The 18,808-nt window shown below is 47.0% G+C and carries 15 protein-coding genes; 1 reads left to right on the top strand and 14 read right to left on the bottom strand.

The genetic code is table 11. The features are described from left to right. Positions 1-7 precede the first annotated feature (7 nt). The 3 genes from cdd to ppc all read right to left on the bottom strand — a co-directional run bounded on the left by cdd (position 8) and on the right by ppc (position 4,137). Positions 8-871 carry a cytidine deaminase gene (gene cdd / locus CWB99_RS00305; RefSeq protein WP_138551972.1) on the bottom strand — a complete coding sequence of 288 codons (864 nt, stop codon included), beginning with the start codon at positions 869-871 and terminating at the stop codon, positions 8-10. Positions 872-952: 81 nt separating this feature from the next. Next, entirely contained in the window at positions 953-1,321 is a 369-nt protein-coding gene (locus tag CWB99_RS00300; protein WP_138551973.1) for a hypothetical protein, read from the bottom strand. 182 nt (positions 1,322-1,503) lie between these two features. Continuing rightward, positions 1,504-4,137, bottom strand: a complete 2,634-nt coding sequence (ppc, locus tag CWB99_RS00295; protein WP_138551974.1) for a phosphoenolpyruvate carboxylase — start codon at positions 4,135-4,137, stop codon at positions 1,504-1,506. A 629-nt stretch (positions 4,138-4,766) separates the two neighbouring features. Between ppc and CWB99_RS00290 the strand changes: the two genes are divergently transcribed. Further along, positions 4,767-5,498 carry a tetratricopeptide repeat protein gene (locus CWB99_RS00290; RefSeq protein WP_138551975.1) on the top strand — a complete coding sequence of 244 codons (732 nt, stop codon included), beginning with the start codon at positions 4,767-4,769 and terminating at the stop codon, positions 5,496-5,498. 77 nt (positions 5,499-5,575) lie between these two features. Here CWB99_RS00290 and CWB99_RS00285 read toward each other — a convergent pair whose 3' ends face one another. The 11 genes from CWB99_RS00285 to CWB99_RS00235 all read right to left on the bottom strand — a co-directional run bounded on the left by CWB99_RS00285 (position 5,576) and on the right by CWB99_RS00235 (position 18,706). Beyond that, positions 5,576-7,027, bottom strand: coding sequence for an SLC13 family permease (locus tag CWB99_RS00285; protein WP_138551976.1), 1,452 nt, complete (start codon positions 7,025-7,027; stop codon positions 5,576-5,578). 78 nt (positions 7,028-7,105) lie between these two features. Further along, positions 7,106-8,977: a M28 family metallopeptidase gene (locus CWB99_RS00280; protein ID WP_138551977.1), complete on the bottom strand. Its 1,872-nt coding sequence runs from the start codon at positions 8,975-8,977 to the stop codon at positions 7,106-7,108. A gap of 70 nt (positions 8,978-9,047) precedes the next feature. Continuing rightward, on the bottom strand, positions 9,048-11,237 hold the full coding sequence (locus tag CWB99_RS00275; RefSeq protein WP_138551978.1) for a M4 family metallopeptidase: 2,190 nt from the start codon (positions 11,235-11,237) through the stop codon (positions 9,048-9,050). A gap of 353 nt (positions 11,238-11,590) precedes the next feature. After that, positions 11,591-12,094 carry a hypothetical protein gene (locus CWB99_RS00270; protein WP_138551979.1) on the bottom strand — a complete coding sequence of 168 codons (504 nt, stop codon included), beginning with the start codon at positions 12,092-12,094 and terminating at the stop codon, positions 11,591-11,593. Positions 12,095-12,270: 176 nt separating this feature from the next. After that, positions 12,271-14,262: a TonB-dependent receptor plug domain-containing protein gene (locus CWB99_RS00265; RefSeq protein ID WP_138551980.1), complete on the bottom strand. Its 1,992-nt coding sequence runs from the start codon at positions 14,260-14,262 to the stop codon at positions 12,271-12,273. 280 nt (positions 14,263-14,542) lie between these two features. After that, positions 14,543-14,803: a CBU_0592 family membrane protein gene (locus tag CWB99_RS00260; RefSeq protein WP_138551981.1), complete on the bottom strand. Its 261-nt coding sequence runs from the start codon at positions 14,801-14,803 to the stop codon at positions 14,543-14,545. A 276-nt stretch (positions 14,804-15,079) separates the two neighbouring features. Next, positions 15,080-15,484, bottom strand: coding sequence for a DUF1761 domain-containing protein (locus CWB99_RS00255; protein ID WP_138551982.1), 405 nt, complete (start codon positions 15,482-15,484; stop codon positions 15,080-15,082). 76 nt (positions 15,485-15,560) lie between these two features. Next, complete coding sequence (locus CWB99_RS00250) at positions 15,561-16,082, bottom strand: response regulator transcription factor (protein ID WP_138551983.1); 522 nt, start codon at positions 16,080-16,082, stop codon at positions 15,561-15,563. 3 nt (positions 16,083-16,085) lie between these two features. Beyond that, on the bottom strand, positions 16,086-17,327 hold the full coding sequence (locus tag CWB99_RS00245) for a sensor histidine kinase (RefSeq protein ID WP_138551984.1): 1,242 nt from the start codon (positions 17,325-17,327) through the stop codon (positions 16,086-16,088). Positions 17,328-17,396: 69 nt separating this feature from the next. Next, positions 17,397-18,275: a mechanosensitive ion channel family protein gene (locus CWB99_RS00240; RefSeq protein ID WP_138551985.1), complete on the bottom strand. Its 879-nt coding sequence runs from the start codon at positions 18,273-18,275 to the stop codon at positions 17,397-17,399. 35 nt (positions 18,276-18,310) lie between these two features. Then, positions 18,311-18,706, bottom strand: coding sequence for a DUF4440 domain-containing protein (locus CWB99_RS00235; protein WP_138551986.1), 396 nt, complete (start codon positions 18,704-18,706; stop codon positions 18,311-18,313). Positions 18,707-18,808 lie beyond the last annotated feature (102 nt).

Raw genomic sequence — 18,808 nt, 5'->3', positions numbered from 1 at the left:
CGTCGGCCTACTTTAGTTCAATCACATGATACTGCAGTTCTAACGCGTCGTTAAAACTGCTTATTACAGCTTCTGTCACAGCCCTTTGGTTCTCTCTTCCTTTTGTTTCTACCAAAGTAGCTCGTTCAAGCTTTGCCTCAGCCAGAATCTCACCGCTCATTGCCAACTGACTAAGCGCACTCTGCATAGGCGATAAGCTTGGGCTGTATGCTGCATTCTCTATGTAACGCCCATAAAATCGCTTGCCGCTCGCCGTCACCAACTCTGCCGCCGCCACATTTTTTGTATAAGGCGCATACACTTGACTTAAATGTTTAATTAACTCTTCGGACAGGCCGTCTATGTTCTGTATATCGATAGATTTACTGCCAAACAGCGCCTCCTGATTACCCAGATCTGTAGGGCCAAAATCACCTGGAAGCAATTGAGATAAGCTCGTTTCTCCGGTTGGTAAGGTGATTTTAAGCTGTTTCGCATTTTTCAGCTCATTCATAAACTGGCGACAATACCCACATGGCGCAGCAGTAATGTCCATACGAGTGATTTCTTGAGCCCCATTTAACCAGGCATTGTTAATTGCGGCTTGTTCAGCATGAACAACCAACGAAAGCGCCCGGTGAGAAAACTCAAGGTTAGCCCCTAAGAAATAGCATTCAGTGTTTTTGTCATAAGCGACAGCGCCAACCAAAAACGATGAAATAGGTGCCTGAGCAAAGCTAGCTGCATAAGGTAACAGGACTTGACCTAATTGCGTATTATCACATCCGAGAAGAGACTTAATGTGGTTCTGAAGGTCGGGGGTTAGTACCCCGTTAGCGGATTTGCACACTTCCAGTACGGAAGGGTTTAACTTGTTGTCAGTGTCTACCATATATCATTATTATTCGCTCAGGCTAATGCCTGAGCAGCGCTGTTTTGCGCTTGTTTCATGGCAGACCAGTTTACGCTCGAATTAGCTTTTACTCAACCATTCCTTGGCACTTTTGAAGCACTCAAAATTTTCTGCATTAATGCCAAAACGCTGCACTTTCTGTAAAAACAAATCGTGCATAAACCCCTCAATACCCACGACTCTGGCGATTTTCATGTTTTTAACATGGTGCGCTACCTTAGGCATGACATTGACAACATCGATTGCAGCAAACCTGTGCTCAAGCTCAGAAACATCCACCAATAGTTTACTGCTTTGGTGCTTTGAGGCATAACTATTTGCCGCTTTGTAGGCATTAACAACATCATCCACCCCAGCTTTGCCTCTAAGGGTCATCATGATTAAGGTTGTCGTTTCATCATAGGTGATACTGGTAGAAAGCGTTGACATTGTAGCCTCTGACTATTGCTTAAACTAGTGTTAAGTGCGTTTACAAGGTAGCAGGGCATTCTAGTTAAATACGAATTGATGTCAACAAATCAATCATAAAAAACTAGATAAAATCAAAAAACCAACCCTATAGGATTGGTTTTTGTTATTGCGCAATGTAATCATTATTGCATCAATAAAAATTAACCCGTATTTCTTATCCCTGCCGCAATGCCCATCATAGTGATCATCAATGCGCTGTCCAGATCTGGGTTGGCCTTATCTCTGGTACGTTTGAGTAACTCCACCTGCAGTACGTTGAGTGGGTCCGTGTAAGGGTTACGAAGCGCTATGGACTCACGGATCCACGGCTGCGCCGATAGCAACGAGCCCTTGGGAGCATACTTTTCGATAAACTGCGTTGCTTCTTTCAATTCACTGCGAAGTAACTTACCTAAAGGCTGAAGCGGTGCGGGGACTAGTCGGGCATCATAATATTCGCTTAACCATAAGTCGGTTTTACAAAATACCATTTCCAGCATCTCCAATCGCGTTCTGAAAAACGGCCATTGTTCGCTCATCTCTCCAAGTAGCGACTCTCCATGCTCCTTAACTACACTTTGTATCCCAGCCAAGGCACCAAGCCAGGCAGGTAGCATCAGGCGATTTTGGCTCCAGGCGAATATCCATGGAATGGCACGAAGGCTCTCTATGCCTCCCTGTGGCTTACGTTTTGCCGGGCGTGAACCTAAAGGCAACTTTGCCAGCTCAATTTCGGGTGTCGCCGCTCTGAAATAAGATACAAAGTCTGCATTGCCACGAACAAAATCTCGATACTGCTTACACGACTGTTCGCTCAGCAATGCCATCGCATCGCGCCAGTCCGACTTGGGCTGCGGAGGCGGATAAAGATTATTCTCAATAATGGCGCTGGCATAGAGTGACAAGCTTTGTATTGCGACCGGAGTAAGACCAAACTTAAAGCGGATCATTTCACCTTGCTCTGTCACTCTCAAACCATGACTCAGTGATCCCGGCGGCTGAGAACGTAACGCCTGCGCAGCAGGTGCGCCGCCACGCCCTATTGTGCCACCCCGACCGTGAAACAAATGCATCTCAACCTGGTATTTTTCGCCCACATCAATAAGCTGCTCCATGGCCAGATACTGTGCCCAGCCCGCCGCCATCATGCCAGCATCTTTAGCTGAGTCAGAATAGCCAATCATTACGTACTGCTGCTGTCCTACGTGCCCTTTGTACCAGCTTGAATCGAACAGTTGCTGCATCACCACCTGCGCATGATTGAGGTCATCCAGAGTTTCGAAAAGTGGTGCCACAGGCAGTTTAAACGGGCAGCCACTTTCCTGAAGCAATAATTCCACAGCCAGCACATCTGACGCTTCTCTGGCCATAGAGATAATATAGATACCCAGCGCAGCTCTATCCTGCTTGGCAATCACGGCAAAGGTGTCCAGCACCTCCTGAACCTCTTCGCTGGGTTGCCAGTGTTTAGGCAACAAGGGACGTCGAGAAGAAAGCTCTGAAAGCAGAAAAGCCTGCTTATCCTGCTCAGACCATTGTGCATAATCTCCAAGCCCCAGATAACGCGTCACTTCAGACAATACGTCACAATGCCTTCCCGAATCCTGACGAATATCCAGTTTGCAAAGCTGAACCCCAAAGCATCTGAGTCTGTGCATCACGTCCAGCAACATACCGTTTGCGACCACTTCCATACCGCACTCTGTCAAAGATCGATAACAGACAGTCAGCGGAGCCATGAGCTGCTCCGTCGAACGGATTTTGTCCTGATGTGAGCTGGGCAGCGATTTAATCTTATGTTCCAGCGCCAATATGGTTTCGTTCACATCAGCTTTTAACTGCTTGAGTAACGCTCGGTATGGCTCTGCATGCTCTCCCGTAAGCTTTCTTAACTCCTCATTTGCAGGTGCCATTGATAATTCTGAACTCAGTACGTCCAAATCGCGGTAGTACAAGTCCAGCGCCATCCAGCGGCCATGATCGAGGACACTTTGAGTGACCTCTGCGGTGACGTTGGGGTTGCCATCTCTGTCCCCACCCATCCACGATGCCAAGCTCACAGGAGCGTAATCTTCCGGCAGACTTATACCGAGTTGCCCTTCTGCCAGATGGGTCAAGGTCCGCGTAAACTTGGGTACCGCGTCCCATAAGCTGTTCTCAATGACCGCAAAACCCCATTTTGCTTCCTCTAGTGGCGTCGGGCGTTTGTTTCTGATTTCATTGGTATGCCAGGCCTGGCAGATCAGTTGTTCAATTCGAGAAATCACTTCAGTGCGGCATAAGCTGCTATCCTGACAATCAGCCAGTTCTGATAAACACTCACTGAGTTCGACGTGCTTACTGATCAAAGTGCGGCGTGTCACTTCTGTCGGGTGTGCTGTTAAAACCAACTCAATGGACAGATTCTCTATAACGCTGGTCACGGTTTGAAGATCGGTATCTCCCTTGGTTACTTTCGCTGTCACCTCAGACAAGGTTGTTTGCAGTGTGTCAAAGGGCCCTTGCGGACAACCGGCGTCTGAAATCGTGTGCTGCTGCTCAGCAACGTTGGCGAGATTCAGGAAATGGCTAAATGCGCGACATACGGGTAATAGTTCCTCGTCTGGCAAGGATTGCAAAGTCTCTATCAGCGTCTCTCTTGCCTGCACATCACCACTGCGAGATGACTTGGCCAGATGTCGGATCAACTCAACCTTTTCAAGTACCTCAGTCCCCTGGGAGTGAGCGATAGTAGTGCCCAATAACTCACCAAGCAGGCTGACGTTTCGTTTCAATTCTGTATATTGCTGTTGCATAACATGCTCCCTGAACAAATTTCATTCATCTCAATATACTGACTATAAAACGAAAAAGAAAAGATACTTTGATGACACCCGGAAGCGAAAAGTTATAAAGACAACAATTGCAATTAATTATCATTTGCAATTGACTTATCAAAAAAGATAAGTGATAATCATTCTCAATGAATCTCGAGACACCTTTATTCTCCGTTCAGGGCTTCATTAAACGTTGATCTGCCAATGGCTTTTTCACAGGAAGCATTGGTAAACGTACTCATTTACTTGCTACATTGCTCATATCAGTGACGGTTGATATGTATCTGAAAAGCCCGAAAGGGCTTTTTTTATTATGCCTCAATCGCTTATACTAACCCCTTTGTACAACCACTCGCTAAAACAGTTTCAACTCCAGACTGCTATACTCAACATCTACTGCCAGGCGATTTGCTAAGTCGTTACTATGAAATGGTGCAGTTGTAGCCATATCGCAAAAAGCTATCGTAGCGATTGTGAGGCATTGTTCGATGTTGGGATGTCCATAGCGGCGAATAGTGTTTAATTTAGTTAGGTCAACTGGCTATCTGTTTGCGCTAATTTGGTATTATGTTTGGTGACTTAAACATAGGTTATTAAGGAGAACGCACATGTGGCATAAACTTACTTACGCACTGGCCCTTACGGGTTTGCTTGCTGCCGCCCCAGCTGCGAAAGCCGGGCTGGAGGAAGGCATAGCGGCAGCAAATGCCGGGCAATTTGATGTTGCACTCAAAGAGTTCAGATACCTGGCTGATATGGGGTTTGCGCCTGGCATATACGAGTTAGCTAAAATGCATGAAGGCGGATATGGGGTACCCAGAAACCCGCGAAAAGCCGCTGAACTTATGCAACAAGCTGTAAAACTTGGCAGTGCCGATGCCATGTTTTCACTGGCTGTAATGTACGATCAGGGCCAGGGCGTTAAGCTTGATAAACAAAAAGCGGTTGATCTGTTTAATGCCGCGGCCAGAAAGAATATGCCCGCGGCACAGTTTAATCTTGGCGTCATGCATGCCAATGGCGATGGTGTGACCCAGGACTACAACGAGGCAAAATTCTGGTACGAACGGGCGGCAGCGAACAACTATACCCTGGCGATGTTTAATCTTGCCCTGCTTTACTATCAGGGCCTTGGTGGCGAGAAAAACATACAACGCTCCTACATTTGGAACACACTGGCAGAATATAACGGTTACCGACCGGCCACAACGAGCCGCAGACTTGATGAAAAAAGCATGTCGCGCTCGCAACGAGAAGATGCCCAGGAAATCGCCGATACCATTTATCATAAAATTCAGGCCGGAACCTATATCGCAGGTTCACAAATCACTGAGGATTGATCATCCGTTATCTAACTCCATAAAAAGACAAGCCGCAATAGCGGCTTGTCTTTTTGAGCTCTGTTCTTAGGGGTTCCTCAGTAGCCGAATACTCTGCTGCCCACCACCATAGTAAGCGTTGTGATGACCACAATCGCGAACAGGTTCATAACAAACCCAGCCTTGATCATATCGCGAATCTTGATCTCCCCCGAGCCAAACACAATGGCATTAGGCGGAGTTGCCACTGGCATCATAAACGCGCAGCTTGCTGCCATCGCAGCAGGAATCACCCAGATTAGTGGGGTACCAGCAACTTGTTCAGCAACAGGACCAAGCAGAGGTAAAAAGCCTGCCGCCGTCGCCGTATTACTGGTCAGTTCGGTTAAAAAGGTAATCAGAGCAGCAACCGCCAGTACACCAAGGATTAGAGGAATAGCACTCGCGCCCGCCAACATATTGGCAATATATTCCGCCAGTCCGGAGCCTTTGATTTGAGACGCCAGCGTTAATCCGCCCCCAAATAGCAATAATATTCCCCAGGGAACCTGTTGCGCCGCCTGCCAGTCCATCAGGCGCGTGTCGCTGCCGCCTTTTGCTGGCAACACAAATAACAGTAACGCAGCTGCCATCGCAATACCGGTATCCGTGATATCCAGTCCAGTCAAACCGGCCAGATAAGGTCGGGTGATCCAGCTTACCGCAGCAAAGATAAACACAAAGAGCACATTTTTCTCCGCCAGACTCATACGGCCCAGTTCACCCAGTTGCTTTGTAAATATCTGAGTCAGGTCGGTATCCTTGTTGCTCTTTTGGACTTTGAATGCAAAACGGGTTAACCACAACCAGCAAAGCAAAATCATTCCAAATGTGAAAGGTACCGCCATAATCATCCACTGCGCGAAGCCAATCTTAATCTGATAGTTTTCCCACAAGTAAGCAACCATCAACGCATTGGGCGCCGTGCCTATTATGGTTCCTACGCCACCCAGACTCGCGCTATAGGCAATGGCCAGTAACAGAGCAATACCATAATTATTGTCCTGAGACTGATTGTCTTTTAAAACATGTATAACAGACAGTGCAATGGGCAACATCATAAGCGTGGTGGCTGTGTTGTTGATCCACATAGATAAAAAGCCACTCACCAACATCATCGCCAGGATTTGCATTTTGGGGTTATTACCGCTTCGCAACATAGTATGCAGCGCGATTCGTTTATGTAACTGCCACCTTTCCATGGCAATCGAAATCAAAAAGCCGCCCAGAAATAAAAATATAAGGGGGTGTGCATACAAACCAGAAGCAGACTTAATGTCATTAATACCCGCCAACGGCACTACGATCAGCGGTACCAGAGAAGTAGCAGGAATTGGCACCACTTCGCTCACCCACCATATTCCCAGCCAAACAGCCAGTCCGCCTGTGCGCCATGCTTCGACACTCATCCCCTCGGGCGGGGCTGTAAAACAGGTCAGCAACATAAAAGCAGGACCGAGCAGCAGACACAGCCGATCGGTCCAGAGTTTTGATTTTTTTAAATTATCCATTCTTTATATTTTTTACCTGGATTTAACACTCGGTGTCTATTATGCCAGTAAAATAAGTACAGAGTATGGAAAATCGCTTTATTGTGCCGATATCGACAACGTCATGCCGCTGGCACTTTGGTAACCCCTTACCCCAATGTACCAGGTACCTGTATTTGGCGTACTAAACGTACAGGTTTCAGAATTGCCGTTTTTGTAGGGTCGACAATCATAGCTATTGTCACTCACCTGCGTGCCAAATTTAACATACAGATCGCCATCTCCTACCCCGCCAGACAAGGTCACGGTTAGCGTCTGATATCCACTGCCCAATTGCTGCGTGAAGTTGATCCACTGACCTTGCCCAACGGACAGACTACTCTCTGTTCGATTGACAGGTGTCGGCGTACCACCCCCTTGCTGATATTCACCAACAAGCGTGACATTCTGTATTTCGTTCCAGGCTTCCACCATCACATAATAGGTGCCTTCGTTAGCCGAACTCATGTTGCAAGTTTCATTGCTGCTGGAGGTTGTGCTCTTGCAGTCATAGCTTTGCAGTGTTGGCCTCGAACCATATTTCACGTAGAGGTCGGCGTCGCCGGAACCACCTGAAGTTTTAAACACCAGGTTACTGCTGACAGCAGGCACCTCAAGTGAAAAGTCATGCTGAGACTTAGCGGCCCCACTGATGCCCGTTTTTGGCACACCATTTTGTAGTTTACCTGGATCCGGGGGGGGCAAATCTCCGGCATTCTTACCCATTTCAGCCAAATAGGCCACGGCCAGTTTGGCAAACTTGCTCGCATGGGTGGCGTCAAAAACCGTATCATTAATTGTATGTATCTTGCGGTTTATCTCTGACATACGTGACTCAAATGGCATTGAGGCTGCAAACCCTTGCGCAAACCAGGAGGCATGATCTGAACATCCATATCCACACTGATCGTAGCCGTAACTTAAGGTTGGTAAGTAAGCGTCTAGCAATTGCGCCAGAAACTGATTCTGGCCGCTGTTGGTATAGTCCGTCATCATGACAATGTCCTGACTGCTACCATGATTTCCGGTCATATCAAACTGCACCATGCCAACCACATTTTTGCCCTGAGACTTATAGTCCTGTGCAATCGCTTTGGAGCCCCTTAAGCCCACTTCTTCTGCCGCAAAGCCCATGATCTGAATAGTCCGCTGCGGTTTATAGCCAGAAGCGACAAGCGCTTTAAGTGCCTCGGTTAACACCGCTATACCAGATGCATTATCATCGGCTCCCGGAGCTCGACCTGCCAAAGGGCTGGACTGGTTGATAGAGTCCAGGTGACCGCCAATGATCACTATTTCGTTGGCATTTTCAGCGCCGTTAATCGTTGCCACAACGGATGACTGCGACCAGTTATGCGTATAATAATCGACACTAATGTCGCTGCGAGACTGCGCTATCGTCTGCCAGTTTTGCTTTATCCATTGCGCAGCGTCGACGCCCGTTTGCTGGGTGTAATAGCGATTGTGAAACGAGGTCAGATTTGCGACCGTGCTGTCCAAACTCGACGTGCTCACCTCAGCTATCATGGCATTCACCATTGTCGGGTTATCAATCGTATAGGCCTGTAAAGGCTGACTATTGAGCGCGCCCTGCAGGTCGGCCAGATATTGCAGGGCTTCATATTTGGAAGCATGTGCCACAAATCCGCCACAACGGTGGTAGTTTTCATGCATAAAATGACTCAGCTCACCGTGCTCAATATCATTGATCTGAGCGATACTAATACCAGGTACGGTACTGGCTTCTGCTTCGATGTGCCTGCCTGTCAGCAGGTTTTGTAATTGATAATGCTGGCCTGCCATTGTGTCTATGGTTATCCAGGGATTCTCTGCGCCAGACGGCGTATTTGCAAACGCAGCGCCCTGAGAGAAAAGTGTAAAGTTCGCAGCCAAAACCAGGCTCAGGATGCGAACTGGTCGTTGAGTTGTCATCGCAACACCTCTTTGTAAATTAGATAAATGAACATTAAAAAAGGGAGCAATATGCTCCCCTGTTCAGCGATTAATTGGCTTTAATATTCACCGTGACATCACTCGCTGCTGAGTAGCCACGTAAATCAATGTGCCAGGTGCCAGCTTGAGGATTGTCAAAGGTACAGCTTTCGGTGTTGCCATTGCGGTACGGCCGACAATCATAGGTAGATAAGGTCGATTCACTGCCGTATCTGACATATAAATCTGCATCACCACTGCCCCCGTTGATCGTGACAGTAAGGTTAGAGTAACCAGCTGCCAGGTCCTGAGTGAATCTCGTCCACTGGCCTGAACCTATGTTGACATTCGTCTCGGTACGGTCAATCGGCGGCGTACCAGACCCGCCACTGGTGTAGGAACCTGTGAGTGAAACACCTGAGATTGCATTCCAGGCTTCGACCATCACGTAATAAGTACCAGCCTGAACCGCACTGATATTACAGGTTTCGTTGCTGTTTGATGACGTGCTCTTACAATCGAATGTTTGCAATGAAGGACGACTGCCGAATTTAACGTACAAATCTGCGTCGCCTGAGCCCCCTGTGGTAACAAAGGAAAGGTTGGTGGCATCAGCTGGCACTTCCAGACGGAAGAAGCTTTGAGCTTTCGATGCGCCACTGATCCCGGTACGGGCAACCCCGTTACTCAACAGCTCATCCTGTGGTGGCTCTGTTGTACCACAAGAACTACCAGGGCTTAGCTGCGAGGTTACACCTACAACCGCTAATGCATCTTTGACGTCATCATGGTTATAGCCAAGATCACAGGCCGCATCCATTACACCATTACCGGCTGTGTCCCAGTCGGTACTCGCTGTCCAGTAAAGCTGATTTGCTTTAGCCATAACAATGAATGCTTTCTTGGTATCCCAGCCAGCTTTGTTTGCCAGCGTGTAAAACGCCTTATTAAACACACCCGAGCTGTGGTGTACGTCCATACTGGAGGTATAGTCTGACTGATGACCTATAGAGTTACCGTCTTTAGTCGGATCGTCCATATAGCGCAGTGCACCGGTCGATTTAAAGATTTCCTCTCCAACCATCCAGTCATTGCTGCCTTTCATATAAAACTCAGCGGCTTCACCTGCCATGTCAGAAAAAGCCTCATTCAGGCCACCTGATTTATAGCGATAAACCAGTCCTGAATTTTGCTCGGTGAAACCATGACTGACTTCGTGCGCAGACACATCCAGACTGACCAAAGGGTAGAAACGATTCAGTCCATCACCAAATGTCATGGCACTGCCGTCCCAGAACGCATTTTCATAGTTATTACCGTAATGAACACGCATTTTAAGCTGGAAGGTTAATGGCGCAGTACCCAGCCAGTCGTTATACATATTAAAAACAACATTGCCAAAGTAATGGGCATCGTTCAAAGGTGAATAGGCGCCATTAATTTCCTTAACTGTGTTCTCAGGGCAGGTGAAGCTGTGTGCCGCTGAACCGCTGCTACCATGATTTAGGTTAATGGTCTTAACATTGGCGTTGTTCATGGTGCAGGTATTACCCGACTGAGACACATCAAGGTGGCCGTAGTCTGTACCATACTGGTAACGACCCGTTTTTTGGTTGCCACCCGGGCCTGTGGCGTTAGCATGCTGAATATTATCAAACTCCATCAGCAGCTCACCGCTATTGGCATCAATAATTTTGTATGGCCGTGACGGCGACTCACCATAAGTCACATAAGTCACTTCATAAACAAGTCTGGCAGTTGATTGTTCATCCAGCCAGATCCCCAGTCGGCTGGTTTCATTATGCTTAGCCAGCGCCACTTCGTTTTTGCCTTGTTGCGCTGCAAATTGCTTCTCTAACTGGCTTTTCATCACCTGCATTGACATTTTTGGTGTAACTGAGTTCAGGTCCGTCGCTATCTCATACACAGCCGCGCCATGTGCGCGTTTAAGTGCGCCGGCGCTGTTATAAGTTAGGCTGACCGTATCGCCTATCACAGGCAGGCCTTTGTACATTTGTTGATAACGTTTAGTCACTGCGCCACTGGCATGCGGGTATGATTTTAGCTCAACCAGCGTATTGTCAGCACCCAGACCAACTAGCTGCTCTGGCTGTGCCGATAAAACCGCCGGTCCAGCAGTTTCTAGCATTGAAGAAATGGTATTATGTGTATTGAGGAAGCGCTTCTGAGCAGCATTCGCCGTGCCCGAGGTCAGCACCAGGCCAGCAACGGTTGCTAAAGCTATTTTTGATAGTTTCACTTAATTTGCTCCATGATTACTTGTTGTTTTGTTTAGTGAGCGGTTCTTTTACGATCACTTCACCAAGCACTCCGTTAATGAGTGCGCAACATGAAGACTAGTTAGAAAGCTACAAAAATAAACTTTTATTAACCTTTGATTGTTTTTATGTTTACAAAGACACACCTATAAACATTAGCTTTATTTACATAAACTTAGATGTAAAACTCGACTGCACAGTGGCTCCTTTTAAACAGCTTATGTAAGGATTATGTTACATATGGAGTGATGTTAAGTTCTACAGTGTTTGATTCGAAGTTGAAAAACCATCAATGATACATTATAACAAAACATGATTTAGAGTATAATGGTCGTTAGTCTTGGCTTTCTTTGCATACGCGATTGGCTGAGATTGATTCCACGATAAGAGACCAGCCAAGTGACGCTTCCTTTAGTGCCGACAAATCGCCAGGGTTAGTTTGCAAACATAATTGCCATTCATCTTCTTTTGAGCGAAAGCGCAGCTCAACCGTTGCGAAAGCAAAATCATCATTGCCCCGCTGCGCTTTAAAATCCAGAGAAAGCATTTTTACCGATGATGCCTCAGGGAATTGCTCAGCAATGACATTGGCCAGCTCTTTTTCGCCTTGCACCTGCGACTCTTTCAGTGCCGAACCAATCTCCTTTGCTATTCCCTCGTCTATTGCAAACCCAACTGCTATACCAACAGGCCCCATTGCGCCAACCAACATAGGACCGGCTGCTGCACCTCTGCCCTTGTAGGTCACCTTCGGCAACTCGCTATTTACCATAGGAGCCTGAGGCACTGATGAGCACGCACTCAGAAGAACTAACATCACAAAGATAAGTGGTTTCATTATTAACTGCAAAATAGTAAAGGATTGAGTGTCTTTATTATAAGAACAATCATAAATGCTGCATAGACCAACCAGAATTTTCTTTTAAAAATTAAGATTAAAGGTGCTTGTATCAAACCCTCTCGGTCGCCCGGGTATTAAACTGGATGGACATGAATAGAACTGGCGGCGACAGCTTAAAATGAGTGAGCATATTGCAGCAACAGCTGTTGTCCCCGCTGCGGTACACGCCCATCAAATACTCGAGGGTCGAATGCATTGGTCTTTTCATCAAAGAGGTTTTGCGCTTTTAACCTGAGTTGTTTATTCGAGGCGATATGCCAGGTAAGCGTACCTCCAATCAACCAGTGTGCTTTTTGCTCATAATGCTGAAAATCCGGGTCATCAGGAACTAAGACTGGGAAAACTTTAACCTGAGCTCGCCAGACACCATTGAGGCCAACCTGAAAGCGGCCAAACTGATGATTCAGTTGCCAGGAACCAAAACGCTTATAACTGGCGCTAAATGGGTCGTCAAAATGCTGGGTATAGTTGAGCTTGAACCAGCTTGACTCACTGAGCTCAAAGGATGCACTGGCTTCGAGGCCCTGCATTGTCGAAGAGTAAGAATTACTGAAAGTAAAGCGACTTTGCACAGCATCGACAGGTTCAAGGCTGATAAAATCGTCCAGTTGATTCTCAAACAAGACTAAGTCCACCTGCCAGCGTGCATACTCCATATGCCAGACCAGTTCCGTTGTTTTGATGTTTTCTGACTGGAGTTGCGGGTTGCCCCGGGTAATGTCATCATTTGAGTTCAATTCATTGCTGACAGGTATGCGAAAAGACTCTCCGTATTGTACTTTTAGTACATGATGCGGATTAACCTGATAAACGGTCGCGATGCGCGGCGATAACTTATTGTCTATATCTATAAACTCATCAAACCTTAGCCCAGTGAATACAGTGAGCTGCTCATTCAATTGATATCTCAGTTGCAGGTAGGCTGCATAAGAGTCGAAGTCCTGTTTCAGACTGTCAAATGCAGCAAACTCATTCAAAGGCTGAATGCCGCCAAGATAGTAGTCATCTGCTAGAATAATTTGTCCGCTGTCGGGGTCATAATGTGAGGTATAAGTACCCGCCTCAGATTGCTCTTCCAGCGAATATTCCAGCCCCCAATGTACCATCAGATCTTTACTATGCTGGTAGGCCAAATCCCAGTTTAAAGTGAGATCTTCAGACTGCCATTTAGGCCCATTAAAGAAGTCCTGTTGCAAGCCCAGCTCTTCTGCTGTGGCAATCAGACCGGCGCTATCAATATCATGTTGAATAAAACTCAGCGTCAGGTCACTCTCTAAGGAGTCTGACAACGAGGTCTGATGGGTAAGTTTTGCACCTAGGTTACGACTGGTATGAAAATTTTCCTGACTGTAACTCGCCAGATTCATAAATTCATCAAGCCTTGTCCGGGTCAGATGAAGTGATGCACTGAACGCGCCCCATCTTCCGCCAAACTCAACAAACACATTTGACTGAGGATCGCGCACTTGCTGAATATCATAGCTTTCGCCGGCGGTTTCATAAGCGCTCACATTGGCATAAAAAGCATACTCCGTACCATGTCCCTTACTGTAGCTTAGCGAAGCTTGTTTGCTCTGGTGCAAGCCAAGACCAATTTGTAACTGGCTGTCCGACTGGCGTGTCACTATGTTCATAACACCTAAAAACGCATTGCTGCCATAAAGTGCAGAGCCGGGACCACGAATGAACTCGACTTTATCAACGACTTCTACAGGTATAAAAGGTGCGTACACCGACGCCTTGCCAAAGGACGCATCATTCAGACGCTGGCCATTTAACATGATCAGGATGTTACCATTGTCAAGATACACGCCCCTGGCATGCTCTTTGGGCACACTCCCTACCCAATCCCCGCGAGTGGACTGGAAACCCGGGACAAAGTTCATTAATTCATAAACGTTGCGAATGCCGAGCAAAGAAATCTGCTGCCGGGAAAATAGCGTGACACTGGAAGGGACTGACTGTGCCGTCTCGGACGTTTTACTGGCCAACTCCACGGTTACATCCATCAACTCCTCGAACGTCAGCTCAAACAAAGCCTCCTCGCTAGCAAAGAGTGGACAACTGAGCAAAGCTATACTCAAAGGTAACAGAATCTTTTTCATACTCATTCGCTCAACGACGCATTCACACATAAACAGTTGCCATGTAACACAAAAATCAAACAACGATTTTGTATCTCAATTTCAATATTACGCAGACAGGGACACTTCGCAAGTTTTTTGTGATTTTTGAGTGGGTTATTGAAATAAGGTTAGTAAAAAAGCACGAGGAAGGATAGTTAAATATGAACATTTATTGCATATTTAATAAATAATAGAGTAGCTTATTTTCACAAATAGGGGAGAAGCAGTACATACACAAATGCACTGCCCAAGCCTGACTTTAAGCAACCGCAAGCCTGCGTTTTTTAAAGTACTTGTACAGACCGATTAAAGACGCAGCGATCCAGAATAATTCGATCACAAAACTTGCTAGGTTAAAGTTATAGCAAAGACTGATCAGCAGCAAAATGGCACCACTTAGGTTCATCATATTGTACTTAATGCCATCGGGACGCACTTTGTCCAGTTGCAGCAAAAAGAACGCACCAACCACCAGGAAAGTACCCGTCATACCAATGATATCAAACAATATATTTATCATGTTTTTGTCCATATAAAATAGGCTCACCCAAACACGCTGGCCCGGATCCATGGGTAGGGTGATTTTCAGTCTTTGAAACAGCACAAACCTTACTATGATAAGTGGTATGCATTCAAGAGCACAGGATAAATGTCCGTGTATTTTGAGTTAGCAAACAAACGAATTAATACCAATTTGCGCCTTCAAATTGAACAGGTATTAAGTAAAATTGGTATAAGTGTTTCGTTACGCTCGGCGATGGCGCATCAGGCCAGACATTCAAGTAAAAGCAGACCGTTAACTCAGTATGCCAAGCACAAAGCCAATCAGGCAAAACTGCGCGGTGTGATATCCAGCATTAATCAGAAACAATTTAAGGGGGCGCTGTTCGAACAGGTAACTGGTACCAAGTGTACTGGCAACAAAGCACACCCCCACGGCTAAGCCAAGCAGCACACCATCCAAAATCGCAGGGTTCTTACCCAAAAGTGCCGCCATCAGGAATGCCGCCAGAATGGACAAAAACATCGCGCCACTGAATATCAGCTTGTGATCCGCATTTTGTATATCTAAATCCGTAAGCCCTGCCCCTTCCAACCAGGACTTATGAAACAACAGCGGTGAATACCATATCCCCCCCAACGCAAAAGAGGAGATTGCCGCAATAACGACGGCAACCACATCCACATCAAACACAGTCACAGCACTTACCTCGATTATTCCACTAATTTCAATTTAGTTAATAACCATTAGAAGAGCAAACCGGGCTATGCATGGATTATTTAAGTACCGGGCGTTTCTGAAGTTTTCTTTGCAAGGTGCGTCGGTGCATGTTCAGCTGTCTGGCGGTTTCTGAAATATTGCCTTCATTGGCTTTCAGCGTCTGTTGAATGTGCTCCCATTCAAGTCGCTCAGGTGACATGGTGTTATCAGCGGTATCGTCTAACTGGAATTGCGTCCCCAACAAGGTTTTGGCTATCAGCTGGGTGTCCGCAGGTTTAGTCAGATATTCATCGGCACCCAGTTTAATCGCCTCAACCGCAGTCGCAATACTGGCAAAACCTGTCAAAAGCACAATTTTAGCATTTGGGACTATCTCGCGGATCAACGCAATATGCTGTAGCCCCGAGCTGGCAGTTAGCTTCATATCCAGCAGTACATAGTCTGGTAAGAATGACTGGCACTGACGGGCAATATTTACCTCGTCATGTACACATTGACAGTCAAACCCGAGCTTGGTCATTCTGCGCGATAAAGTGGCAGCGAAAGGGACATCGTCCTCAATAATCAGTAACTTCATAATTTATACTACAGGTAAGGTCACCACAGATACGGCCCCCTGAGTTTGATGGTTAGACAAATGCAGGGTGCCTCCGAGGCGTTCGATTGTAGCATGTGACAGCAACAGCGCCATGCCCAAACCGGATGAACTGTCGACCACCGACTTACCAATTAGCGCCAGCTTATCCATTTCGATGCCTGGGCCAAAGTCTCTGATCGACAAAGACCAGCACAGACGAGTAGTGCTTGTTGTATCCTCTGCCACGGTAACATTCACCTCAAGGTTAGATGCCGAGCTTTTCTCATTGGCTTTTGCTGCATTCGCAAACAGATTAAACAAAGCAGGGATCAGCATGGGGTCACCATTGACAGAAAATGACTCCGGCGGTAACTGGCAGGAAATACTTTGTTCGGGAAACTGTAAGGTCAACAGCTCATGGAGCTGTTGCCATAACGTCTCAAACCCCTGGCTGTGAACCTGGGCATGGGGCTTTAGCAGCTCGGTCTGAGCCCTGAAACCATCTAACTGTGTTTTACACTGCGCAAGCGGTGCCTGCATCTCCTTCACAGCCGGATGCTGTGGAAAATCTTCATTCAGCTCTTCAAACAACAAACTCAGATGCGCAATGGGTGTGGCCAGCTGATGCGTTACCTGCGCAGCCGCGCTCCCCAGTGCTAACACCTGTTCCTGCTGGAGTTGTTTCTCCCGGCTCTTGGCCAGCGCCAGTTCACGCTGCTGAATACGACTTGCAAGAAATGTCACTACGGTGACTATCACAATCACCATAAAGACAAAGTTCACCAACATACCCAGCAAATGCTGGCCCATGTGCATGCCATGATGGTGCATGGGCACAACCGTGTATAAGTATCCATACGCCACCAAAGCGGCCGCAGAAATGAACACCACAAATCGCGGCGGCACAGTTACCGCCGCAATGATGCAAGGTAAGAGTAGCAGAGAGACAAAGGCGTTACTTGCCCCGCCAAGAAAGGACAACAATACCGTGAGAAATAAAATATCAGCCACCAGCTGCATCACCATCGCCCCGGGCGAAACCTCACTGGCTTTACGGTAAGCATAGATACTGGCCAGCTGAAAAACGGACTCCAGTGCGATGACGGTAAAAATAGGCTGCTCTGGCAGATTTTTGTCCAGAAACCACAATGAAATCAGCACCAAAACCAGCTGCAGTAGGATGGCAATAGAGCGCAACAACAACAACTGGCCAAGTGCAGAATTGGGTGAAAAGTTAATTAACATGAAAGCTCAGGTCTTGTGGATTAAAAAAACGTATCGATGCGTGCAACGCGCCGGTGTTGATAAGTTGTATCAACCCGCTCGCTTTTGCTGCCTGACAATGGCTATCTGCCCGTCGATATGCACGTCGCGCTGCGGGAACGCCACAACAACATCGTGCTCTGCAAACAGCTCATCAAGGCGAAATCGTATTTTGCTTCTCGCTTGCCTGAGACCGCCTTCAACCGTCGAGTTAAGCCAGAAATTGACCTCAAATATGAGTGCATTGTCCCCAAAGTCTTCAAACGTCACCTGCGGTTTGGGGTCCGCGAGCACCTCTGGCTGCTCTTCAGTCGCCTGCTGAATCAGAGCTGCAACCTGTTTCGCGGGTGAGCCATAAGCCACGCCAACCCTGACTGACGTTCTCATCAGTTTGTCGACCAGCGTCCAGTTAGTAACCGTATTTTCCAGTAATTTACTATTTGGGATCAGCATATGCACCCCATCTACCCGGCGTAGTCGGGTTGAGCGGGTATTGATTTTTTCTACTATCCCTTTAGTTCCTTCCACCTCCAGAAAGTCTCCAATACGGATGGGCTTTTCCCACATCAGGATCCAACCACTGATAAAGTTATTGATGATGTTTTGGGCTCCAAATCCAAATCCGATGGCAATGGCGCCAGACAAAAAGGCGAAGGCGGTGATGGGCACGTTAATCACATCCAAAATGGTGATGACTGTGATGGCAATAGCAAGAACGTAGCAAAGCCTTTGCACTAAGTGCACCATATTCGGATCGGTATTTGCTGTACGGAGTCGGTTGGTAAGCTTGTTAACGAAATATCGGGTCAGCCAAATACCAATAAACAGCAGCACCGGTACCAACAGCAATTTACCCGCCGTAAATGAGCGTTCAGCAAAAGTAAACAATGGGTAATTCAACACTGCAACCAGTTTATCAACGTAAATCAATACACACCTCTATTGTGCTCCAGCTTTGGCCGGGGTTATTCATATTTGAGCTTAAACTCTGGGCATGGCGTTCCCTGATGGAACAGCAGCTGCCAGCCAGACGCCCTGTTTCGCCAGATGGACATTCTGACTGAATAGTTTAAATTAGAATAGGCATTTCTGCGATAGGCAGCATGATAAGTGATCTGTGCAAGATGTTCGGCCAGCATTTGCCCCTGAAAGTCCTGATTATAAAACTGCGGGACTTTCTCACGCGGTAGCCTCGCCAGCACATGCGACTTGTTAAACATCAGTCCATTGGCAGAAATTTCATAGAAATCCTCATCTAACAACTGTGCTAGTCGCTGCGGATTCTCTCGCACGGCAGGATCCAGCAATTCCCGCTCCAGGCCAATAAGCATATCCAGCGTATCAAATTTAATTTTTTGCATTACAAACCAAACAATTAACGCCACCACTTCTTATCAGTCTAGTCAATTCATTGATTTCGACAAGGGATAATTGTGTGTAACACAATGTGGTTTGCGATATAC

Source organism: Pseudoalteromonas rubra, assembly GCF_005887095.1.
Classification (GTDB): Bacteria; Pseudomonadota; Gammaproteobacteria; order Enterobacterales; family Alteromonadaceae; genus Pseudoalteromonas; species Pseudoalteromonas rubra_E.
The sequence above is the reverse complement of the archived record's forward strand: the minus strand, read 5'-3'. Positions and strand labels throughout refer to the sequence as shown.